This window comes from Mesorhizobium sp. Root695 (genome assembly GCF_001428185.1).
Lineage (GTDB): Bacteria > Pseudomonadota > Alphaproteobacteria > Rhizobiales > Rhizobiaceae > Mesorhizobium.
The window spans coordinates 92,598-113,806 of record NZ_LMHO01000045.1 but is presented as its reverse complement, the minus strand read 5'-3'; the positions used below and the strand labels follow the sequence as shown (position 1 = coordinate 113,806).

At 62.6% G+C, this 21,209-nt stretch carries 19 protein-coding genes and 1 pseudogene; 14 read left to right on the top strand and 6 right to left on the bottom strand.

The genetic code is table 11. The features are described 5' to 3' along the window. The first annotated feature begins 43 nt into the window (after positions 1 to 43). Positions 44 to 1,123: a GH25 family lysozyme gene (locus ASD99_RS29680; RefSeq protein WP_057145806.1), complete on the top strand. Its 1,080-nt coding sequence runs from the start codon at positions 44 to 46 to the stop codon at positions 1,121 to 1,123. Positions 1,124 to 1,132: 9 nt separating this feature from the next. Here the strand turns inward: ASD99_RS29680 and ASD99_RS29675 are convergent, their stop codons facing one another. Continuing rightward, on the bottom strand, positions 1,133 to 1,639 hold the full coding sequence (locus ASD99_RS29675) for a LysR substrate-binding domain-containing protein (RefSeq protein ID WP_244497948.1): 507 nt from the start codon (positions 1,637 to 1,639) through the stop codon (positions 1,133 to 1,135). On the opposite strand from ASD99_RS29675, the pseudogene ASD99_RS32945 reads away from it, so the two are divergent. After that, positions 1,612 to 1,785, top strand: a pseudogene (locus tag ASD99_RS32945) (methyltransferase type 12); the annotation flags it as partial. The gene ASD99_RS29675 and the pseudogene ASD99_RS32945 sit on opposite strands and share 28 nt — an antisense overlap. Positions 1,786 to 2,107: 322 nt before the next feature. Next, positions 2,108 to 3,073, top strand: coding sequence for a DUF3592 domain-containing protein (locus ASD99_RS29670; protein ID WP_244497946.1), 966 nt, complete (start codon positions 2,108 to 2,110; stop codon positions 3,071 to 3,073). Positions 3,074 to 3,087: 14 nt separating this feature from the next. On the opposite strand, the gene ASD99_RS29665 is transcribed toward ASD99_RS29670, so the two are convergent. Continuing rightward, positions 3,088 to 3,447, bottom strand: a complete 360-nt coding sequence (locus tag ASD99_RS29665) for a hypothetical protein (protein WP_057145882.1) — start codon at positions 3,445 to 3,447, stop codon at positions 3,088 to 3,090. Positions 3,448 to 3,611: 164 nt separating this feature from the next. Here ASD99_RS29665 and ASD99_RS29660 point away from each other — a divergent pair, with 164 nt between their 5' ends. After that, a complete protein-coding gene (locus ASD99_RS29660) occupies positions 3,612 to 4,133 on the top strand; it encodes a hypothetical protein (protein ID WP_057145805.1) in 522 nt (173 codons plus the stop codon). 6 nt (positions 4,134 to 4,139) lie between these two features. Then, the gene (locus ASD99_RS29655; RefSeq protein WP_057145804.1) at positions 4,140 to 4,739 is read left to right on the top strand and encodes a hypothetical protein; all 600 of its coding nucleotides are present in this window, start codon (positions 4,140 to 4,142) and stop codon (positions 4,737 to 4,739) included. A gap of 750 nt (positions 4,740 to 5,489) precedes the next feature. Here ASD99_RS29655 and ASD99_RS29650 read toward each other — a convergent pair. Then, positions 5,490 to 9,272 (bottom strand): vitamin B12-dependent ribonucleotide reductase, encoded by a 3,783-nt coding sequence (locus ASD99_RS29650; RefSeq protein ID WP_056584294.1) that lies wholly within the window; start codon positions 9,270 to 9,272, stop codon positions 5,490 to 5,492. Between the two features lie 901 nt (positions 9,273 to 10,173). Between ASD99_RS29650 and ASD99_RS29645 the strand changes: the two genes are divergently transcribed. The 9 genes from ASD99_RS29645 (at position 10,174) to ASD99_RS29605 (ending at position 19,417) form a co-directional block, all read left to right on the top strand. Then, positions 10,174 to 11,712 (top strand): ABC transporter substrate-binding protein, encoded by a 1,539-nt coding sequence (locus ASD99_RS29645; RefSeq protein ID WP_057145803.1) that lies wholly within the window; start codon positions 10,174 to 10,176, stop codon positions 11,710 to 11,712. 86 nt (positions 11,713 to 11,798) lie between these two features. Next, positions 11,799 to 12,740 carry an ABC transporter permease gene (locus ASD99_RS29640; RefSeq protein WP_056584300.1) on the top strand — a complete coding sequence of 314 codons (942 nt, stop codon included), beginning with the start codon at positions 11,799 to 11,801 and terminating at the stop codon, positions 12,738 to 12,740. Beyond that, on the top strand, positions 12,740 to 13,603 hold the full coding sequence (locus ASD99_RS29635) for an ABC transporter permease (RefSeq protein WP_057145802.1): 864 nt from the start codon (positions 12,740 to 12,742) through the stop codon (positions 13,601 to 13,603). Before ASD99_RS29640 ends, ASD99_RS29635 begins: the two co-directional genes overlap by 1 nt. Then, positions 13,603 to 14,823, top strand: a complete 1,221-nt coding sequence (locus tag ASD99_RS29630) for an amidohydrolase/deacetylase family metallohydrolase (protein WP_057145801.1) — start codon at positions 13,603 to 13,605, stop codon at positions 14,821 to 14,823. The genes ASD99_RS29635 and ASD99_RS29630 overlap by 1 nt, the downstream gene beginning before the upstream one ends. Next, a complete protein-coding gene (locus ASD99_RS29625) occupies positions 14,820 to 15,839 on the top strand; it encodes an ABC transporter ATP-binding protein (protein ID WP_056584649.1) in 1,020 nt (339 codons plus the stop codon). Before ASD99_RS29630 ends, ASD99_RS29625 begins: the two co-directional genes overlap by 4 nt. Continuing rightward, positions 15,836 to 16,837: an ABC transporter ATP-binding protein gene (locus ASD99_RS29620; RefSeq protein ID WP_057145800.1), complete on the top strand. Its 1,002-nt coding sequence runs from the start codon at positions 15,836 to 15,838 to the stop codon at positions 16,835 to 16,837. Before ASD99_RS29625 ends, ASD99_RS29620 begins: the two co-directional genes overlap by 4 nt. Then, on the top strand, positions 16,834 to 17,325 hold the full coding sequence (locus tag ASD99_RS29615; RefSeq protein ID WP_056584313.1) for a RidA family protein: 492 nt from the start codon (positions 16,834 to 16,836) through the stop codon (positions 17,323 to 17,325). The genes ASD99_RS29620 and ASD99_RS29615 overlap by 4 nt, the downstream gene beginning before the upstream one ends. A gap of 14 nt (positions 17,326 to 17,339) precedes the next feature. Continuing rightward, positions 17,340 to 18,572 carry an aminotransferase class V-fold PLP-dependent enzyme gene (locus ASD99_RS29610; RefSeq protein ID WP_057145799.1) on the top strand — a complete coding sequence of 411 codons (1,233 nt, stop codon included), beginning with the start codon at positions 17,340 to 17,342 and terminating at the stop codon, positions 18,570 to 18,572. A 29-nt stretch (positions 18,573 to 18,601) separates the two neighbouring features. Further along, positions 18,602 to 19,417 (top strand): IclR family transcriptional regulator, encoded by an 816-nt coding sequence (locus ASD99_RS29605; protein ID WP_057145798.1) that lies wholly within the window; start codon positions 18,602 to 18,604, stop codon positions 19,415 to 19,417. A 64-nt stretch (positions 19,418 to 19,481) separates the two neighbouring features. Here the strand turns inward: ASD99_RS29605 and ASD99_RS29600 are convergent, their stop codons facing one another. From ASD99_RS29600 to gpt, 3 genes are all read right to left on the bottom strand, one after another. Then, positions 19,482 to 19,727 carry a PilZ domain-containing protein gene (locus tag ASD99_RS29600; RefSeq protein ID WP_244497943.1) on the bottom strand — a complete coding sequence of 82 codons (246 nt, stop codon included), beginning with the start codon at positions 19,725 to 19,727 and terminating at the stop codon, positions 19,482 to 19,484. Between the two features lie 196 nt (positions 19,728 to 19,923). Beyond that, the gene (locus ASD99_RS29595) at positions 19,924 to 20,412 is read right to left on the bottom strand and encodes an NUDIX hydrolase (RefSeq protein ID WP_056584327.1); all 489 of its coding nucleotides are present in this window, start codon (positions 20,410 to 20,412) and stop codon (positions 19,924 to 19,926) included. Between the two features lie 211 nt (positions 20,413 to 20,623). Further along, on the bottom strand, positions 20,624 to 21,124 hold the full coding sequence (gpt, locus tag ASD99_RS29590; protein ID WP_057145797.1) for a xanthine phosphoribosyltransferase: 501 nt from the start codon (positions 21,122 to 21,124) through the stop codon (positions 20,624 to 20,626). Positions 21,125 to 21,209: the final 85 nt, after the last annotated feature.

Below are 21,209 nucleotides of genomic sequence, written 5' to 3'. Positions count from 1 at the left end.
GTCGTTTTGCCCTCGGTCTGTTGTGTTTTGAGTACAGGTCCAGATGCGGATTCCGGGCGTCGTCAGTTTTTTGGTCGCATCGCTATGCCTTGCCGGCTGCTCGTCGACGGCCGGCGTCGATGCCTTGGATTTGCAGAAACCGTCGAGCGAAACCACCAGTTCCGTGATCCGGCCGCCGGCACCGGTGACGGCAGTCCCGCAGGCAATGACCAGGCGCGCGCCAAGGGTCGAAATGGCGCCCATGTCTGACAATGACCCGGCCGAAAGTCCGCGGCCTTTCGGCCTGGCGGAGGAAGAAACGGTGGCACTTTCAGCGCCGGGATCGTCGGACAGCATCGAGCCATCGATCGAGCCGGCGGCCTTGATATCGCCGCCGAGGCTGCTGAGCCGCGCGGCACCCGCTATGCTAGCCGGGCCGGTCACCCGCTATGGCTTTCGCGATGCCAAGCCGATCAATTTCGGCAAGGCTTCGCCCCGCCACCTTGCCGTGCACGGCGTCGACGTCTCGCGCTGGCAAGGCAACGTCAACTGGGACAAGCTGCGCGCCCAGGGCGCCAATTTCGCCTACATCAAGGCGACGGACGGCGGCGACCATCTCGATCCGATGTTCATGAAGAACTGGCGCAATGCCGACGCTGCCGGCTTGAAGCGCGGCGCCTATCACTTCTTCTACTGGTGCCGCACGGCCGGCGAACAGGCCGACTGGTTCATCCGCAACGTGCCCAGGGTCGAAGGCGCGCTGCCGCCGGTGATCGACGTCGAGTGGAACGGCGAGTCCAGCTGCAAGCGGCGGCCGTCGCGCGAAAAGGTGCTGGAGAAGATGCAGCTGTTCATGGACAGGCTGGAGCGCCACTACGGCCAGCGGCCCATCATCTACACCTCGCCCGATTTCTACCGCGACAATCTGCGCGGCGCCTTCCTCGATTATCCGTTCTGGCTGCGGGCCGTGGCGCGGCATCCATCCAAGGTCTATCCCGACCGCAAATGGCTGTTCTGGCAGTATTCCGGCTCCGGCCTGTCGCATGGCGTCACCGGCCGCATCGACCTCAACGTCTTTCATGGCGACGAACGGCAATGGCGTGCCTGGGCCGGCGGACGGCAGACCGTAGCCGACGCCGACTGAACCGGTCCATCAGGCCGGGAGTGCTTCGCTGTCCCTGATATCCGCCGTCTGGGCCAGCACCCAGTCCCGGAACACCTTGATCTTCGGCGTGTTGCGGCGGCTTTCCAGGTGCACCAGCCAATAGCCGTCGCCGTCGGATCCGAGGACTTCGAATGGCTGTATCAACTGGCCTTTTGCCAGAAGGGCGCTGTAGATGTTGCGGGTGAGGATCGCGGCGCCCTGATCGGTCAATGCGGCCATCGCGTCATAAGCCTGCGAACCCAGCATTGGACCCGCGATGACGCGATCGGGATCGAAGGGTACACCGGCTGCTTCGAACCAGATTTTCCACCAGGGATCGGTCGCACAGCATAGCGCTACCTTGTAGAGATCCTCGGGGTGGCGAATGCCGCCCACGCTCTCGGCCAGCTTGGGGCTGAGCATCGGCGTGTAGTCCGCCTTGAACAGATAGTGCTCTGTCAGGCCGGGCCATTTTCCGGTGCCGGTCCTCGATGCGCAACAGCGATGGCGAGACATCAGGCGAATATCATACCGTCTACTGGCGCAGGGACGACTTCGCGGCCCGTCTCGAAAGCGCCGGGCTGGTTCTCATCAGGGACGATTTCAACGTAGGCCGCGATGGCGAGGAATGGAACACGTTCCTGGCCGTGAGGCCGTCTTGACGCGCTGCGGACTATTGCTGTTTGCGCTGCTCTTATCTGCGTGGCCGGCGACGCGATTCAGCGAGGGTGGCATAGGCCGGGACTGCGGAGAATGACCCGAAACAGACTAGCAGTGCGGTGATAACCATGAGGTCGTAAGTCGACACGCTCGTTCTCCCTTTGGTGACTGTCGAGGAGACAGCATGAGCGGTGCGTGTGCGTTGATCTGGATCAAAGGAAAACGGTCTGTTCCTTTCTGGAGAGGCGGCTTCTCGAAAATACAAGACTTTGCCGTCGCCATGCTGTCTATGTGCAGGCTCCTGCACTCCTGGGGGGAGACGAGTTGGAACTCAAGATCATGCTCGTCGGCTTCGCCTGCGTGGTCGCGGGCATGCTGTCGCTCATCACCTTCCTGAAATGGCGAGAGGTGAAGGCGCTCAGCCGCTGGCTGCCGACACCGGGAAAGATCATCTCCTCGCGCGTCGAGGCCCGTGAGGTGAGACGCTCGGGCGTTGGCTCGGACAGCACTGATACCACCGAAATGCGCAATTTTCCGGCGATCACCTTCGAATACAAGGTCGGCGGCAAGAAATTTCAAAGCTCGCGCTACAGCGTGAAGGAGAATTTGGGGAATTTCGAAGTCAAGGAGACCCTTGCGCAGTTTCCTCGCGGCGCGGAGGTGACTGTGTTCTACAATCCAGCTGATCCGAGCAAAGCCGTGATCGAGCGCACCATGCCGGACGGCGCCTTCAAGTTCATGGTCCAGCTCTCGGCCGGACTGGTGGTCGGCGCACTGGTGCTGGTGTTTTCCGTCGGCGGTGTCCTGGAGGCGATCGGGCCGCATCTGCCCAAGCCGCAGAATCTCGGCGCGGGAGCGCTGCTGCTGTTCATGGGCCTGTTTGTCCTGCGCATGGGTTTCGCCCAGAAATCGCTTGCCGAGCAGGCTGCAAAATGGCCGGTCACTGCCGGCCGCATCGATGCCTCGGGCCTGCAGGCGCTCAAAAGCCACTCAGGCTATCGACGCTGGCGCACCGTCTTCAAATCCCGCGTCGTCTACTCCTATGGCGTCGACGGCCAGCGCTACAGCGCCGATCGTGTGACCTTCGGCGCAACCGTGACGGCTTCGCTGCCCGGCCTCGTTGGCGGCCAGGCACGACAGTATGTCGAGGGCAGCAAGGTCGACGTCCACTATGACCCCGCCAACCCCGCCTCGGCGGTGCTCGAATGCCGCGTGCGCGGACTATGGCTGCTGTGGGTCTGTTCGGCTGGCTTTCTCGGCGGCGCCGCGTTTCTGGTCGGGCTGTTCTGAGGCGATGGACGCCTTCAGCAGCGGACGAGGGGTCCGCTGTCGAAGCCGGGCCAGGTGAGCCGCAGCGTGGCGCCATGCCTCACGATATGGATGACGCGCGTGAACGGCTCCTCGAGCGACGGGTCCGAACCGTAGCATTGGCTTGCCAGCACCACCCATCCGGTCGGGCTTTTGCGAAACGTCGCGTGCTCGCAGCCGAATTCGGGAAACGACAGGGCAGCCTGATCCACAGTGAACACAGTTTCGCGCTGGATGTCGGCGGCCGCATGGCAGTTCAGCCGATCGCTGGACCATGCCCCGACATAGGGCGCCGCCGCCAGTGCCGTGCCACCCGCGAATGCGGACATCGCCATTGCCATTACCAAACGCCGCATCATCTGTCTCCTGGGCCGCTGTGCTCGACCATACAGACTGTCGGGTCGGTACAGGACAAGTTTTCGTCCCGGCGCGGATAAACGCGGCCGTTCCGGATTTCGCTTATGCTTTTGCGCGGATGATGCGACTGTGGACCCAGGCAACGCTTTCCCAGAGACATCCAATGATCACCCGCAAACTCGCCTTCGTTGTCCTGGGCCTGCTCGGCCCGGTGCAGGCGGCCTTCGCAAAAGAATGCCTTCTGAGCCACGCCACCTATCGCGAGCCGCGCTCGGGTGCGGTCATGCAATTTCGGCCGCTCGCCAACGAGCCGGCGGCGCTGACGGCGCAGGTGTTTTCGCTGACCGTGCCCAACACCGGCACAAGCCTGCCGGCCGACATCACCTGGACCAACGGCAGGAATTCCTTTCCGCTTGGCACCATCCGCCACACCTGCACCGATGACGACCGCGAAGCGGGCCTGCAGGACGGCAGCGGGCTCTGCAGGATATGGCAGGGCCAGGTCTACGCCTTGACCGGCGGCGGCGCCGAGCAGCTGAATTCGCGCGAAGCGACACCGGCGCCGAAAGGGCTGCTCTTGCCTGATTTCGGCGTGGCTTTCACTGAAGGAGCCGATTTCGCCAACGCCAATCCAGACGGCTCGGCGTGGGATGCCTTCACTTTGACAGGATGCAGCGATGAATAGCGCGCCATGAGATCGATCATCTGGGCCAGCGCCCTGCTTGCATCCGCGACGGTATCCGCCGTTGCGGACGAGCCGTCGCCATCGCGCCCGCCCATCGACAAATGCGTTTGGGAAAGGCTGACGGACAAAAATGTCGGGCTTGCCGCCTGGGCGCAGCGCTGCGATTTCGGCTTCCGCCAGATCCACTTCGAATTCGCCGGCAATGCGCTTGCCATCAAATACAGCGATGGCGGCGCGGCCGACCCTCTTGTCGAGTTGTATGACATCAGGCCCGGCGAAACCGCCGAGGTCGCCTTGCAGCGCCTGTTCCTGGAAAAGACCGACAAGGCCGTCAGCGCGCGCTGCGTGCTGGCGCCTTACACCGAGGGCACCATGCCCGCCGGCATCAAGCGCTACACCTTCAGCCCGGACGCCTCCTACGCGAAGGAACTGAAAGCGGTAGCCAGCCCCGACGAGATCCCGGAGCCGCCCTGCGGCGACTGGGGCGAAATGCCTGACGGCATCCAGTATTTCGAGGTGCCGGCGGGTGAGGGGCGCAAGCTGCTGTTCGTGCGGATAGGACAGGACGAGCCGTTGTTTGACGAGCAGACGCTGCGGGTGTTGTAGGCGGGTTAAGCGTCAGAGGTAAGAGTCAAATCAGATGTGCAGATGGCCCGTTGCTCTGGACGAAATGAACCATGTGCCGCAAATGCATCAGGATTACAAGTATTAGCCGGCTAGGCCCCTACTCAGTGAATCCGAAGCCCCTTCGAATTAGTCAAATTCTAATCGCATAATAGAAAAAGTCCACAAAAATCAACATAATGGCATTTGCTGATAGAAGAGAACTACATATAGCGCAGGCGTGCTTGGATAAGGTTGTTTGCCGGCCGCAGTCGGGCGACCGGCAAACTCAACCCTAGGGCGTTATTTTTTGCGTGGCGGCTCGTTCTTGGTGTCCCCGAAGCCGGGCTTGGGCACACGCTCGACCGTGGTTGTGTTCGGCCGGCGCTCTGCTTCCTTCACAGGAATGAATTGGCCGCTCTTGGAGCTTCGTCCAATGTCGAAAGTCTTACGCTCGTTGGTAGTCATTTGGATATCTTTCTTCTGGAACTGCCTGAGCTACCTCGACTCCGAGAACCGACTCCCCATATGATACCTTTGCACAGGAGATGGGATTTCGGTCTCGTCGCCCCGCGTGGGCTCCGGCTTATTCGCGGTATCAAAGCCGGCCCAGTTTGGGTCGGCTTTGGTGTTTCTGGCACAAGCGTGCGATCTAAATTTTTTAGATAAGTTTCCGCTTTTGTTCCTTTTGCCATTTCGACCCGATCATGCGACCGGGCCGACGATGTTGCGTTTTAACGCCGCTAGTTTTTCTCAGCTGCACCCGCTCGTCGCACCACAAGTATCGCACTTCTCGCAGGTCCCGTTCCGCACCATCGTGAAATTCTGGCACTCGGAGCAGGAATTGCCGGTGTAGCCCTGCAGCAGTGACCTGGCGCGGCGGTCGTTGGCGAGTTTCTTGGCTTCGGCCGCCTCAACGGCCGCGGCGTCGGTGAACAATCCCGCCGTGGCGTCGGAAGCAACACCCGCCGCTTCCTCGAAGGCGATATCCTCGGCCAGTTCCTTCGCCCGCTCCTCATAGTCGCGCTTGTAGGCGACCGCTTCGTCGCTGGCCGGCTTCAGGGCCAGCACGTTGGAGCCCGAGAAGGCTGTCGGCACTGAGCGGGCAGGGGTGCCCGAGGGGGCTGCAAAGCCTTTCGGATCGTTGCCGCTGACGCGCGACACCAGCTTCACCGGCGAGGCGCCGCGGGTCAGGCCCTTGGAGACCGCATCCGTCTTGCCTTCGCTGATGTTGCGGCCAAGCGCGGTGTTGGAAAAGTCCGACTGGTCGACATGGGCGAGGTCGTTGCGGCCGAGATAGGAGATCGCCAGCTCGCGGAACACGTAGTCGAGGATCGACGTCGCGCTCTTGATGGCGTCGTTGCCTTGCACCATGCCGGCCGGCTCGAACTTGGTGAAGGTGAAAGCGTGCACATATTCTTCGAGCGGCACGCCATATTGCAGGCCCAGCGAGATGGCGATGGCGAAGTTGTTGAGAAGGCCACGCAGCGTCGCGCCTTCCTTGTTCATGTCGATGAAGATCTCGCCGAGACGGCCATCGTCATACTCACCGGTGCGCAGGAAGATGGTGTTGCCACCGATCTTGGCCTTCTGGGTGTAGCCCTTGCGGCGGCCGGGCAGCTTTTCCTGCTCGCGCGACACGCGCTCGATGATGCGCTCGACGATCCGCTCGGTGATCTGTGCGGCGCGCGCCGCCGCCGGTGCAGCGATCAGCTGCTCGAGGGCTTCGTCCTCGTCGTCCTCGCCATCGGCGAGCAGCGACGAGTTGAGCGGCTGCGACAGCTTCGAGCCGTCGCGGTAGAGCGCATTGGCCTTCAGCGCCAGCTTCCACGACAGCATGTAGGCGCCCTTGGCATCTTCCACCGTCGCGTCGTTGGGCATGTTGATGGTCTTCGAGATGGCGCCGGAGATGAAGGGCTGTGCCGCCGCCATCATCTGGATGTGGCTGTTGATGGACAGCGAGCGCTTGCCGATCTTGCCGCACGGGCTGGCGCAGTCGAACACTGCGAGGTGTTCGGGCTTGAGGAAGGGCGCGCCTTCCAGCGTCATCGCACCGCAGACATGGATGTTGGCGGCCTCGATGTCCTTCCTGGAGAAGCCCAGCGCCGGCAGGATCTCGAACGAGAAGTCGTTGAGCTGTTCGTCGGTGAAGCCGAACGTCTCCTTCACCCAGTCGGCGCCGAGCGTCCACTGGTTGAAGACGAACTTGATGTCGAAGGCCGACTTCAAGGCTGCGTTCAGCGCGGCGATCTTGTCGTCGGTGAAGCCCTTGGCCTTGAGCGCGCCGGGATTGATGGCCGGCGCCTGGTTGAGGTTGCCGTGGCCGACCGCATAGGCCTCCATCTCGCCGATCTGGGCTTCGGAGTAGCCGAGCGTGCGCAAAGCTTCCGGCACGGCGCGGTTGATGATCTTGAAGTAGCCGCCGCCGGCCAGCTTCTTGAACTTCACCAGGGCGAAGTCGGGCTCGATGCCGGTGGTGTCGCAATCCATGACGAGACCAATCGTGCCGGTCGGCGCGATCACGGTTGCCTGCGCATTGCGGTAGCCATGCTCCTCGCCGAGCTCTATGGCGCGGTCCCAGGCGGCCTTGGCGTGGGTTGCGAGGTCCTGCTGCTTCAGGTCGGAAGCGACCAGCGGCACCGGGTTGACGGCGAGCTTCTCATAGCCCTGCTTCTCGCCATAGGCGGCACGGCGATGGTTGCGCATGACGCGCAGCATGTTCTGCGCATTGCGGTCGTAGTCGGCGAAGGCGCCGAGCTCGGAAGCCATCTCGGCCGAGGTCGCATAGGCGACGCCGGTCATGATCGCGGTGAGTGCGGCGCAGATCGCGCGGCCCTCGTCGGAGTCATAGGGAATGCCGGAGGTCATCAGCAGGCCGCCGATATTGGCGTAGCCGAGGCCGAGCGTGCGGTATTCATAGGACTGCTTGGCGATCTCCTTCGACGGGAACTGCGCCATCATCACCGAGATTTCGAGAACGACGGTCCACAGCCGCACGGTGTGCTCATAGGCAGCGATGTCGATCGTGCCGTCGGCGTTGCGGTAGGGCAGCAGATTGATCGAGGCGAGGTTGCAGGCCGTGTCGTCGAGGAACATGTATTCCGAGCACGGGTTGGACGCCCGGATCGCACCGGCGGAAGCGCAGGTGTGCCAGTCGTTCATCGTCGTGTTGAAGTGCAGGCCCGGATCGGCGGAAGCCCAGGCGGCGTAGCCGATCTTTTCCCACAGGTCGCGTGCCTTCAGCGTCTTCAGCACCTTGCCGTCCTTGCGGGCGGTCAGATGCCAGTCGGCATCGTCCTCGACGGCGCGCAGGAAATTGTCCTTCAGCGACACCGAATTGTTGGAGTTCTGGCCCGAGACGGTGAGATAGGCATCGGAATCCCAGTCGGTGTCGTAGGTCTTGAACGACATCGACGAATAGCCCTGCTTGGCGAACTGGATGACGCGGTAGATGTAGTTCTCCGGCACCGCGGACTTCTTGGCCGCCTTGATCTCGCGCTTCAGCGCGGTGTTGATCGACGGGTCGAAGCAGTCGTCGCCATTGCCTTCGCAGTTGACGCAGGCCTTCATGATCGCTTCGAGATGCTTCTTGACGATCTTGGAGCCGGTCACCAGCGAGGCGACCTTCTGCTCTTCATTGACCTTCCAGTCGATGAATTCCTCGATATCGGGGTGGTCGGCGTCGACGATGACCATTTTCGCGGCGCGGCGCGTCGTGCCGCCCGACTTGATGGCGCCCGCCGCGCGGTCGCCGATCTTGAGGAAGCTCATCAGGCCGGACGAGCGGCCGCCGCCCGACAGCTTTTCGCCTTCGCCGCGCAGCAGCGAGAAGTTGGAACCGGTGCCGGAGCCATATTTGAACAGGCGCGCTTCACGCACCCACAGGTCCATGATGCCGCCCTCGTTGACCAGGTCGTCCTGCACGCCCTGGATGAAGCAGGCATGAGGCTGCGGATGCTCGTAGGAGGACTTCGACTTGGTCAGCTTGCCGGTGAACGGGTCGACATAGAAGTGGCCCTGGCTCGGGCCGTCGATGCCATAGGCCCAGTGCAGGCCGGTGTTGAACCATTGCGGCGAGTTCGGCGCCACGCGCTGGGTGGCCAGCATGTAGGCAAGCTCGTCGCGGAAAGCGCGCGCGTCTTCCTCCGACGCCTTGAAGTAGCCGCCCTTCCAGCCCCAATAGGTCCAGGTGCCGGCCAGCCGGTCGAAGACCTGGCGCGCGTCGATCTCGGAGCCGTAGCGCTCGGCTTCCGGCAGCTTGGCGAGTTCCGCCTCGTCGGCGACGGAGCGCCACAGGAAGGACGGGACGTCGTTCTCTTCGATCTTCTTCAGGCGCGCGGGGACACCGGCCTTGCGGAAATACTTCTGGGCCAGGATGTCGGCGGCAACCTGGGAGAACTGCGCCGGCACATCGATGTTGTCCAAGCGGAACACCACCGAACCATCCGGATTCTTGATCTCCGAAAGCGCCTTGCGGAATTCGATCTCCGCATAGGCAGATTGTCCTGGCTTGGTGAAACGACGCTCGATGCGCATTGGTCCGGTCCCTTTTGTCTATATATAGCGCTTTTCCCAGGGATTTCCGCCCCTAATGCGAAACGCGCATGTCCGCCGTCTGCCGGCGTTCGAAAACGGCCGGCTCTCCATTTTGCAGTCTCCGCCGGCCCTGCTGGTCAAACTCCTTGCGAAGTGCCTGTCCAACGCGCCGACGAACCCCGCGGGTCCCTCAAAACTGATTTTTTCCGATTCCCTCGCTGGAGGGAAATTCAAGCTATCTAGCGCCGAACCTACCTGCAAACACTAAATATAGTATTAACAGACAATTTATTCCAGTCCGGCAATTGTCCCTATCGTCCCCAACCACCCCACAATCCCAACGCTTCCGCCGGCCTCGTAAACAGGCGGAAATGCGGGTAAAAACGCACATAATCCGGGAAAAAGACCGGGCTCAGAACTTTCCGGTCGCACTCTCAACAGGAGCGCATGGCCTATAAAAGGCGACTCGTTTTGCGCCGTCAAGGATTCGTTTGCGTAGCTTTTGTGACCCCAACATCTTGTGTGTCACATATGTGGATAACGGGGATAGAAAGCCGGCTGAGCCGAATTCGCTTTGGCATGATCGCAAGCCGCCCTTCGCCCTTGGGCAAGCCGCAGTTTGCCCGAGGCAAGCCCGCCGTTTGCCCCAGGGCGAGCCACCGTTTGCCTAGGGATTGCCGCCATCCGCGCATGACCGGAGAGGTTCAATTCCATGAGGCACGTCAATCTGCCGGTGAAATGGACGATCGGTCGGGAAGGACGGCGCAAATCGATTGCCGGATTCGGATGACGATGCAACCCAGGGAGAAAAAACTTGACGTTGCGAAGGGCTGATGCATCTACTAGTCCGTAACTAAGATATAAATTCCATAAATATGGAATAGATGCGAAGGGAACCAAGATGAAGCGCTTTTTCCAAATCGCAGCTTCGCTCGCTGCACTCATGCTGCCGGCGACGGGCAATGTCTGGGCTGAGCCCGCCAAGGGCGGCGTCATCGATGTGGCCACGATCGGCGAACCGCCGACGCTCGATCCGATGGCGTCGACCGCCGATCTCGTCGGGATCGTTACGCAGCACATCTACGAGACGCTTTACACCTTCGACAAGGATTGGGGCATCACGCCCCTTCTCGCCGCCGACATGCCGCAGATTTCACCTGACGGGCTCGTCTACACCATCAAGCTCAGGACCGGCGTGAAGTTCCATGACGGCAGCGATATGAACTCGGCCGACGTCGTCGCGTCGCTGCAACGCTGGATGAAAATCGCCACGCGCGGCAAGCAGGCCGCCGAGGTCATCGCCTCGGTCGACGCGGTCGACGACAGCACGGTCAAGATCACGCTCAAGAAGCCATTCGCGCCACTGCTGGCGCTGTTGTCGCTCAACAACGCCGCCGCCATCATCATTCCGTCCGAGAATGCAGGGCAGGACCCGCTGGCCAGTTTTGTCGGCACCGGCCCCTATATGCTGAAGGACCGCAAGCCCGACCAGTTCATCCAGCTTGCGCGCTTCGATGGCTACAAGTCGCGCGATGGCGAGCCCAACGGTTATGGCGGCGCCAGGAAGCAGTATCTCGACGAAATCCGTTTCGTGCCGGTCCCCGATGCCAACACCCGCGTCGAGGGGGCGGTTGCCGGCCAGTTCGCCTATGCCGATTCTCTGCCCGTGGAATCCTTCGACAAGATTTCCGGCGGCAAGACCGCGCCCGTCATCCTGAAACCCTTCGGCTGGCCGGTTTTCGTCCTTAACACTAAGCAGGGGCTGAACGCCGACATCCGCATCCGCAAGGCAATCCAGGCAGCACTGGCACCCAATGACATGCTGCTTGCCGCCTTCGGCTCCAAGGACTTCTTCGCCGCCGACGGCGCGCTCTATCCCGAAGGCTATGCCTGGCACACCGATGCCGGCGTCGAAGCTTACAAGCCCGATGGCGACACCGAGGCCGCCGCGGCGCTGCTGAAAGAGGCCGGTTACGACGGCAAGCCGTTGCGGATCCTCACCAGCCGCCAGTACGAGTTCCACTACAAGATGGCGCAGGTTGCCGCGGAGTATCTCAAGGCCGCCGGTTTCCAGGTCCAACTCGACGTGGTCGAATGGGCGACACTGACCAAGAACCGCACCGATCCGGCGCTCTGGGACATCTACATCACCCACAGCCCGTTCCTGCCTGAGCCCTCGCTGACCGGCATCATGTCGGATTCTTCGCCGGGCTGGTGGGTTTCCGACCGCAAGCACCAGGTGCTGGGCGCCTTCAATGCCGAGTCCGATCCGGCCAAGCGCGTCGCGCTGTTCGCCGATGTGCAAAAGGCGGTCTTCGAAGAGGTTCCGGCGGTCAAGATCGGCGACTTCAACGCATTGGCCGCCCAGGCGCCGACGCTCAAGGGCGTGACGCCGGCGCCATGGCCGTATTTCTGGAACGCCTATCTGGAAGCCAAGTAGTTCCTCCCGCAACCGGGCGCCGGCCAGACTTCGCCGGCGCCCAACAAGACCGTTTCGATGGATTGTGGAAGGGACAGGCTGAACCGATGCTGCGCTCGATCTTCAACAGACTTCTCGGCATGATCGTCGTCATGGCGCTGGTGGTCACCATCGTCTTCGTCATCGTGCGCGTGACACCGGGCGATCCGGCGGCAGTGATGCTCGGCCCCGACGCGTCGGCCGCCGACATCGCAGCACTTCGCTCCAGGCTCGGGCTCGACGGCTCGATTCTCGAACAGTTCGGACGCTACGTGCTTGGCGTGGTGCAAGGTGATTTCGGTCAGTCGATCTTCCTCGGCGAGCCGGTCACGACGGCGCTGGCGCAGCGTGCCGAGCCGACCTTCTTCCTCACCGTGTTCTCGCTGCTGATCGCGACGGCGATCGCCTTGCCGGTCGGCATACTGGCTGCCTACAAGCGCGGTTCGGTCTTCGATCAGGCAACGACCACCATCGCCATGTTCGCGGCCAGCGTGCCGAGCTTCTGGCTGGGGCTGCTGTTCATCCAGTTCTTCGCCGTGAGGCTCGGCTGGTTCGATACGTCAGGCTATGGCGGGCCGGGCGCATCCTTTGCCGACAGGCTGAACCATCTCGTGCTGCCGGCGCTGGCGCTCGGCCTCGTCTCATCGGCGCTGATCACCCGCTTCACCCGCGCTTCGATGCTCGACGTGCTCAACGACGACTATGTGCGCACAGCACGCTCCAAGGGCATGAGCGAATGGCGCGTGGTGCTGAAGCATGCTTTCAAGAATGCGCTGATCCCCATCCTCACCGTCATCGGGCTGACCGCCGCACTGCTCATTTCCGGGGCGGTGGTGACCGAAACGGTGTTCGGCCTGCCGGGCGTCGGCAGTCTCGTCGTCTCGGCGGTGCTGAGGCGCGACTATCCTGTCATCCAGGGTGCGCTGCTGGTCATTGCCGGGCTTTACGTGCTGGTCAATTTCGCCATCGACATGCTGTATCTCGCGGTCGATCCCAGGGTCCGCTACTGATGGCCGCGATCTCGGTTCCGCTTCACTCGGAGCCCAACATCCTTTCGCGGCTGATCGGCAGGCCAACATCGGCCGCCGGCATCGCCGTGCTGGTGATCATTGTGCTGGCTGCGATCCTGGCGCCTGTCATCGCGCCCTATGCGCCGTCAAAACTCTCCATCGCCAGCCGGCTGCATCCGTCGAGCCTCGACCATCTGTTCGGCACCGACGATCTCGGCCGCGATGTGTTCACCCGCATGCTCTATGCCGCGCGCACCTCGCTCAGCGTCGGCTTCGCCGTGGTCGTCTTTTCATCCATCATCGGCACCCTGATGGGGCTGGTATCGGGCTATTTCAAACGGCTGGATGCGCCGGTATCGCGGCTGATCGATGCCATGATGGCGTTCCCGGACATCCTGCTCGCCATCGCGCTGGTCGCCGCACTTGGCGCGACCGCGGTCAATGTCGTCATCGCGCTCGGCATCGTCTATGCGCCGCGGCTTGCGCGCGTCGTGCGGGCCTCGACGCTGATCATCCGCGAACTTCCCTATGTCGAGGCGGCGCGCGCGCTGGGTGTGCCGACGCCAATCATCCTGGTCCGCCATGTGCTGCGCAACGTCACCTCGCCGCTCTTGGTGCAGGGCACCTTCATCTTCGCCAACGCCATCCTGGCTGAGGCGGGTCTGTCTTTCCTCGGCGTCGGCATTTCGCCCGACATTCCGACCTGGGGCACCATGATCGCCACCGGCCGCCAGTACATGGATCAGGCGCCCTGGGTCATGATGTTTCCAGGTGCGGCCATCGTCGTCACGGTGCTGTCGCTGCAGCTTGTCGGCGATGGCCTGCGCGATCTTCTCGACCCCCGTCTGGCAAAGGATATCTGATGTTCGGCAATCGTTTCCAAAAGGCCGACCGGCCGCTGCTCATCAAGGACGCCAGACCCGTCGGGTTCGGCGGCGGCTTAGATCAGCCGATCGACGTGCTGGTCGACGAGCAGGGCCGTATCGCCGAAACAGCCTCAGGAATTTCCGCAGGCGATGGTGTCAATATTGTCGATGCCAAGGGCGCCTTCCTGTCGCCGGGCTGGACCGATCTCCATGTCCATGTCTGGTATGGCGGCACCGATATCTCGCTGCGCCCTGAACAATGTGGTGCGGCGCGCGGCGTGACTACGATGGTCGATGCCGGCTCGGCCGGCGAAGCCAATTTCCATGGCTTTCGCGAATTCATTATCGAACCTGCCAAGGAGAACGTCTACGCCTTCCTGAATATCGGTTCGATCGGCCTCGTTGCCTGCAACCGCGTCAGCGAACTGATCGACATGCGCTCCATCGATTTCGACCGCACAATCGCCACCGTCGAGGCCAACCGCGATGTCATCGTTGGGCTAAAAGTTCGCGCCAGCCATGTCATCACAGGCGGCTGGGACCTGACGCCGGTCCGGTTGGCGAAGAAGCTCAGCCGCATCCTCAAGCTGCCCATCATGGTGCATGTCGGCGAACCGCCGCCGCTCTACGATGATGTGCTCGGCCTGTTGACGGAAGGCGACATCGTCACCCATTGCTTCAACGGCAAGGCCGGCGGTTCGATCATCGAGGATGACGATCTCTACCAACTGGCCGAACAGTCGGCGGCGCGCGGCATCGTGCTCGATGTCGGGCATGGCGGCGCCTCCTTCTCTTTCGATGTCGCCAAAGCCGCCCTCGAGCGCGGCCTGCCGCCGGCAACGATCTCGACTGATCTTCACAACCGCTCGCTCGACACCTCGGTCTGGGACATGGCCACCACCATGTCCAAGCTGTTGTCGCTCGGCATGAAATTCGAGGATGTGGTGGCCGCGTCGACCACCGCGCCGCGCCGCGCCATCCGCTTGCCGACCGAGCAGTTGCTCGACAAGGGCAAGCCAGCGGAGTTCACGCTGTTCGACGTCGTCGACGCCGACCTGACGGTACGCGATTCACAAGGTGCGTGGAGCACGTTGCACCGGCTGTTCGAACCGCGCCACGCCATTTTGGGCGCGCACGCCGTTGCAGCTCATCGCCATATGCCCACGGCAGGCGAGAGCGGTCCCCACGCCTGTCCGCATTGCGGGTGGAAGTCGTGACAGAACCGCTCGCCAGCGACGTTATCCTGTCGGTTCGCGATCTGCGGACCTGGTTCGTGACTCGCCGGCTGACGGCCAAGGCGGTGGATGGCGTCACCTTCGATCTGAAGCGCGGCAGTACACTCGCCGTGGTCGGCGAATCCGGCTCGGGAAAATCCGTCACCAGCCTCTCCATCATGGGGCTCCTGTCACGGCCGGGCGCCATTGCCGGCGGCAGCATCCTGTTTCGCGACCGGCAGGAGCGCGTCCACGATCTTGCCGGCTTTAGCCAGAAGCAGTTTCGAAAAATGCGCGGCTCCGAGATCGCGATGATCTTCCAGGAACCGATGACCAGCCTCAACCCGCTGTTCACCGTCGGTGACCAGATCGGCGAGATGATCGCGCTGCATGAGCCGGTCGATCGTCGCGAAGCGCGCAAGCGTGCGCTCGCCATGCTGAAGCATGTCGAAATCCCCGACGCCGAATCCAGGCTGGACGACTATCCGCACCAGATGTCCGGCGGCATGCGCCAGCGCGTCATGATCGCCATGGCGCTGTCGTGCAGCCCGTCTCTGCTGATCGCCGACGAGCCGACCACTGCGCTCGACGTCACCATCCAGGCCCAGATCCTCGATCTTCTGCGCCGGCTGCAGGCCGAGATGGGCATGTCGATCCTGTTCATCACCCACAATCTCGGTGTCGTGGCCGAAATCGCCCATGATGTGGTCGTCATGTATGGCGGCCGCGTCGTCGAACAGGCGCCGGTCAACGATCTCTTCGCGCATCAACGCCATCCCTACACCAGGGGCCTGCTGGCCTGCACGCCGAACGCCGCCCGCGACATCGACGCCGCCGGCGAGCGCCGTGCGCTCTATTCGATCCCTGGCAGCGTGCCGCCGATCACCAATCTGCCGCCAGGTTGTGCCTTCGAGCCGCGTTGCGACTTTGCCATTGCGCCTTGCAGGGCAGCGCCGCCCGCACTTGTGCCGGCCGGCCCGCAGGGCGCTTCCCGTTGCATCAGGAGTGCCGAACTGTGAGCGCGCTTGCAAAATCCGTCGAGGCCAAACCGCTGCTCAGCGTGCGGGGGCTGACCAAGCATTTTCCGGCGCGCAACGGTCGCATCGTGCATGCGGTCGAGGATGTCAGTTTCGATGTCCAGCGCGGCTCGACCGTCGGTCTTGTCGGCGAGTCCGGTTCCGGCAAGACCACCGCCGGCCGGTCTTTGCTGCGGCTGGTCGAACCGACAGGCGGCAAGGCGCTGTTCGACGGCGTCGACCTGTTTTCGCTGTCGTCGCGCGACATGCGCGCCTACCGGCAAAAGCTGCAGATCGTCTTCCAGGATCCGTTTTCCAGCCTCAATCCCCGCATGCGGGTCGCTGCCATCATCGGCGAAGCGCTCAATGCGCGCGGCTTTCCCCGCGGCAAGAAACGAGCAGAACGCGTTGGCGAACTGCTGACGCTGGTCGGCCTGTCGCCGGACCACGCCAGCCGCTATCCGCACGAGTTCTCCGGCGGCCAGCGCCAGCGCATCGGCATCGCGCGCGCGCTCGCGGTAGAGCCGCAATTCATCGTCGCCGACGAACCGGTTTCGGCGCTCGATGTCTCGGTGCAGGCACAGGTGCTCAATCTGTTTGGCGACCTGCAGAAAAAGCTTGGCCTCACGCTGCTGTTCATCGCCCATGATCTCTCGGTGGTCGAATATCTTTGCGACGAGGTGGTGGTCATGTATCTCGGCCGCGTGATGGAGCGTGGCCCGAGCCGCCTTGTCTATGCCGCGCCACGCCACCCCTACACGAAAGCCTTGCTGGCGACGGCGCCCGTGCCGGACCCGACGCGCCGCCGCTCGCACATACCCTTGCATGGCGACATCCCGAGCCCGATCGATCCGCCTTCCGGCTGTGTCTTCCGCACCCGCTGTCCGGAAGCGATCGCGGCCTGCGCTGAAATCGTGCCGCCGGTCGAGCCTATCGGCGGCGGACATCACGTGGCATGCATCCGCCACAATGAGAAAATGCCTGACTGGAGTTTGAAATGACCTTTTCCGAGCTGTTCAAGCATCCGGACAGCACGCCCTACAGCCGGCTTTCGGCGCTTGGCATAACGCTGCCCGAGGCGCCGTCGCCAATCGCAAATTTTGTTACCCACGTCCAGGAGGGAAAGCTGCTGTTCCTGTCCGGCCAGGGACCGAGCGAAGCCGACGGCCGGCTCCATACCGGCAAGGTCGGCGCCGACGTCACCGTCGACGAAGCCTATGCCCATGCCCGGCTGACAGGCATCAACCTGATCGCCGTCATGCATACGGCCCTGGGCGACTTGCGCCGTGTTCGGCGTGTGGTCAAGCTGTTCGGCATGGTCAACGCGACACCCGACTTTGCAGACCATCCGGCTGTCATCAACGGCTGTTCGGACCTGCTTATCGATGTTTTCCAGGAGGCCGGTATCCACGCGCGTTCGGCGGTAGGGCATGGCTCCTTGCCCGGCCGCATCACCGTCGAGATCGAAGCCGTCATAGCGATCGACTGAGGAGAGGACAGGACATGACCAAGCACAGCAGACCCGACCACATCCGCCGCAAGCTGGGCTTGAGGCCCGTCATCAACGTATCCGGCACGATGACCTCGCTTGGTGCCTCCATCGTCGTTCCGCAGGCGGTCGAGGCCGTCTCCGCCATCCTCGGCGAATTCGTCGAAATGGGCGACCTGCATCGGCGTGCCAGTACCGTCATTGCGCAATTGACCGGCGCCGAAGCCGGCTTCATCACGGCCTCCTGTTCGGCGGCGATCAGTCTTGCCGTGGCTGCCTGCATGACCGGACCGAACCTCTGGGCAATCGAGCGGCTGCCCGACACGTCAGGCCTGAAAGACGAGGTGCTGATCCAGTCCGGCCACATGATCTCCTATGGTGCGCCGGTGGAACAGGCGATCCGGCTGACCGGCGCCAAGGTCGTCCCGGTTGGCCAGGCGACCAGCGCCTCGGCGTATCATCTGGCTGGCGCCATAACCGATCGCACCGCGGCGGCGGTCTTTGTCGTTTCGCACCATGTGGTCGACTATGCCCAGATACCGCTGGCGATCTTTGCCGAGGTTGCGCACGCGCGTGGCGTGCCTGTCATCGTCGATGCGGCATCGGAATATGATCTCACCGGCTTTCTCGCGGCCGGCGCCGATCTCGTCCTTTATTCCGGCCACAAATTCCTTGGCGGCCCGACCTCCGGCATCGTCGCAGGGCCGAAGGAAAGAGTTCGCGACGTCTACCTGCAGAACCGCGGCATCGGCCGCGGCATGAAGGTGGGCAAGGAGGGCATCGTCGGGGCGCTCGCGGCACTTCAGGCCTGGAAGGTGCGCGACCATGACGCCATTCGTGCCCGTGAACGCAGGGCGCTCGATTGCTGGATAGAGACGCTTGAAGGGCGGCCTGGCGTCAATGTCAGCATCGAGCCCGATCCGACCAACAACCCGCTCGACCGCCTGAAGCTTACGATTGATCCGGCGCAGGCCCGCATCACCGCATGGGATCTCGCCGATCGTCTGGCCGCCGGCGACAGCCCGGTGATCGTGCGCGACCACGAAGTCGAGCACGGTTACCTCCTTCTCGACCCCTGCAACCTTCATCCGGACGAAGAGTTCGTCGTGGCTGCCAGGCTTGGCGAGGAACTCGATGTGGCGCGCAAGTCGAATGAGATCATCGCTACGCCTTTCAACGAGCGCGTCCTCGCCAGCGAGGCGGCAATCCTCAACTGGCCGGATTGCCGCCATGCTACTGCCGTTTGACAACCATCCGCGATGACCCCCGAGGCCTCATGGCAACGACGACAACCGACCGAGACCTGAGCAACGTCGCCACGGAGCCGCGCCGGTCGCGTACCAGCGGCATCGACCGTGCGTTGCAGATTCTGGATTGCCTGCAGCGGCAGGGACGGCCTGCGACCGCCTATGAGATCGCGCGCGATATCGGCGCGCCGTTGTCGACCATCTATGTGATTGTCGACGACATGGTCGAGAAGGAGCTTCTGGACCGCAAGGATGGCGGCCTGTTGTGGCTCGGGCCGCGGCTTTATCAATATGGCTTGACCTATGCCCGCACCCTCGACCTGCTCAATGTTGCGGCGCAGGAAATGCACGAACTGGCCCAGAATTCGAAAGAGACCGTCCAGATATGTGGTCGCGATGGAGACCACATGGTCGTCTTCGCCATGGAAGAGGGCAAGGATCATTTCCAGGTGACGTCGCGCGTCGGCACGCGCACGCCGCTTAACTGGACCGCCTCGGGCCGGCTGTTGGTCGGTCATTTGCCGGAAGCCGAGCGTCTGGATATCTTCGCCCGCTCGGCGACGGCCTCGCCGACGGGGCGTGCCGAAACCGACAAGAATGTGCTTGCCAAAGCATCCGCCGCGGCGCTGGCGCAGGGGCTGTCGATCCAGGCAGGCGAGTCCGATTTTTCCGTCGCCTGTATCGCGGCTCCGATCCGCGACAATCTGGGAGCCTGTCGCGCGACGATCTCGATCGTCGTTCCCGATTTGAAGCTGAAACAAAAGAACCCGGACCTGACCGCGCTGGTCAAACTGAGCGCCAGGCGTATTGAAACACGACTGGGTTGGCGGAACGGCCAGCCGTAGCGGCCAGCTTGATGTTTTCGAGACTGGGCGCGGGTTGGCTTGCCAACTGCAGGTCCCGGCAGGATCAGCCGTAATGCAGCCGGGGTTTCGGCTCGGTGCTGGTGAACTGCACCCCAATACGGTCGTTGCGACGCCAGCGGACCTCGCACCGATAGGCAATGCCGTCCAGTGGCACATAGAGAAGAAAATGATCGGGAACCCGTGCCTCGAGCGGTATCTTCAGTTCGGCGCCGCCCTCGTGCTGATTGCGCAGCGTGCAACCGACCTCCGAGTTCTGAATTCCGGTGATGATCGTTCCGCCCTTGAGCACGCGCGGACGACGCTCACGGTGGGGCTCGTCGGACTCGTTGGGAATTGGCTTTTGCAGGGTTCGCCATCGATGAAAATACCAGAATCGCCGAACCTTACCCTCGATTCCTTAGGAAAACATTCACGTTGATGGGCGGCAATGCGTGTCTTGCCTTTGCAAACCAGTCCCGTCTGCAAGGAGCGTGGTGTGGCCGCCATCAGGGGAAGCTGTGCGGGTCGGCGCAGAAATAGGCGATGATCTGGCAAAGATCGGGTTCGTTGATCATGCGCACCGCTTCGCTGGAACTGACCCATTTGCGGGTGCGGGAGTGTTTTTCCTTCCAGCGGTCGGCGACCTTGTCGACATGCAGCGGGAACACCAGGACCTCGCACGGCACTTCTTCGCCGGAAGCCAGTACCTTGGCATAGAAGTAGCGGCCGGCTTCGAGATGGGAGACACTCCCGCGCAGCCCGGCTTCCTCGCCGGCCTCGCGCGCCGCGGCCTCGCAGAGCGGCTCCCTGGCCTCGGGCCAACCCTTAGGCAAAACCCAGCGACCGGTATCCCGGCTGGTGATCAGCATGATCTCGACGCCGTTCCCGGTATCGCGCCAAGGAAGGGCGGCAACCTGTAGGCGGCAGGGTGCGGTGCCGAAGAGCCGTCGGACCCTTTCGGCCAGATGATTGTGCGTCGTTGGCCTCGTCAACATCGAAGAAGCTAGCCCCAGCCTCCAGAATCGTTTGCCGTCTCACGAATCTTACGGCTAATTGTCTTCAATAAAAGTAAAAAATTTCACTCGTCTGGCCGATTTGCGCCGATAGACGTCGATTTCGCAAAAGATCTGGCCTGCCGAGCCCGTTTGCGAAAGCAAATCACGCCCGGTGCAAGCTGCTGGTATGTAACAGGCAGGTTATCGAGAATCAGCCGGCGTGGTCGTCGGCGATCGGCTTCTGATAGGTGAAGCCCATATCCCACGGGAAATAGATCCAGGTGTCCTGGCTGACTTCTGTGACGAAAGTATCGACCAGCGGCCGGCCTTTCGGCTTGGCGTAGACGGTGGCGAAATGCGCCTTGGGCATCATCGCGCGCACGATGCCCGCTGTCTTGCCGGTGTCGGTGAGGTCGTCGATGATCAGCACGCCGGCGCCGTCTTCGGCGAGCAGGGCAGGAGTGATCTCCTTTAGGACCTGCAGCTGCCCTTGGCTCGTATAGTCGTGATAGGAGGCGACGCAGACGGTTTCGATGACTCGGATGCCGAGTTCGCGCGAGATGATCGCCGCGGGGACCAACCCGCCTCGCGTGATGCAGACGATCGCTTTCCACTGCCCCTTGTTGGCACCGGCTAGCCGCCAGGCGAGCGCGCGGGCATCACGATGGAACTGGTCCCAGGAGACAGGAAAGGCTTTTTCGGGAAGGGACATGTCGCGCACTCCGCAGCACGCGGGGATCGCGCGCAAGAAAACAGGGGAATGCGCGCGGAATTAGCTGGAAAGCCCCCGTCTTGGC

Bases quoted from the DNA above. Each gene is read 5' to 3' on its own strand.
- ASD99_RS29680 (WP_057145806.1), top strand. From the start codon at position 44: ATGCGGATTCCGGGCGTCGTCAGTTTTTTGGTCGCATCGCTATGCCTT.
- ASD99_RS29675 (WP_244497948.1), bottom strand. From the start codon at position 1,639: ATGTCTCGCCATCGCTGTTGCGCATCGAGGACCGGCACCGGAAAATGG.
- ASD99_RS29665 (WP_057145882.1), bottom strand. From the start codon at position 3,447: ATGCGGCGTTTGGTAATGGCAATGGCGATGTCCGCATTCGCGGGTGGC.
- ASD99_RS29660 (WP_057145805.1), top strand. From the start codon at position 3,612: ATGATCACCCGCAAACTCGCCTTCGTTGTCCTGGGCCTGCTCGGCCCG.
- ASD99_RS29655 (WP_057145804.1), top strand. From the start codon at position 4,140: ATGAGATCGATCATCTGGGCCAGCGCCCTGCTTGCATCCGCGACGGTA.
- ASD99_RS29650 (WP_056584294.1), bottom strand. From the start codon at position 9,272: ATGCGCATCGAGCGTCGTTTCACCAAGCCAGGACAATCTGCCTATGCG.
- ASD99_RS29645 (WP_057145803.1), top strand. From the start codon at position 10,174: ATGAAGCGCTTTTTCCAAATCGCAGCTTCGCTCGCTGCACTCATGCTG.
- ASD99_RS29640 (WP_056584300.1), top strand. From the start codon at position 11,799: ATGCTGCGCTCGATCTTCAACAGACTTCTCGGCATGATCGTCGTCATG.
- ASD99_RS29635 (WP_057145802.1), top strand. From the start codon at position 12,740: ATGGCCGCGATCTCGGTTCCGCTTCACTCGGAGCCCAACATCCTTTCG.
- ASD99_RS29630 (WP_057145801.1), top strand. From the start codon at position 13,603: ATGTTCGGCAATCGTTTCCAAAAGGCCGACCGGCCGCTGCTCATCAAG.
- ASD99_RS29615 (WP_056584313.1), top strand. From the start codon at position 16,834: ATGACCTTTTCCGAGCTGTTCAAGCATCCGGACAGCACGCCCTACAGC.
- ASD99_RS29610 (WP_057145799.1), top strand. From the start codon at position 17,340: ATGACCAAGCACAGCAGACCCGACCACATCCGCCGCAAGCTGGGCTTG.
- ASD99_RS29605 (WP_057145798.1), top strand. From the start codon at position 18,602: ATGGCAACGACGACAACCGACCGAGACCTGAGCAACGTCGCCACGGAG.
- ASD99_RS29595 (WP_056584327.1), bottom strand. From the start codon at position 20,412: ATGTTGACGAGGCCAACGACGCACAATCATCTGGCCGAAAGGGTCCGA.
- gpt (WP_057145797.1), bottom strand. From the start codon at position 21,124: ATGTCCCTTCCCGAAAAAGCCTTTCCTGTCTCCTGGGACCAGTTCCAT.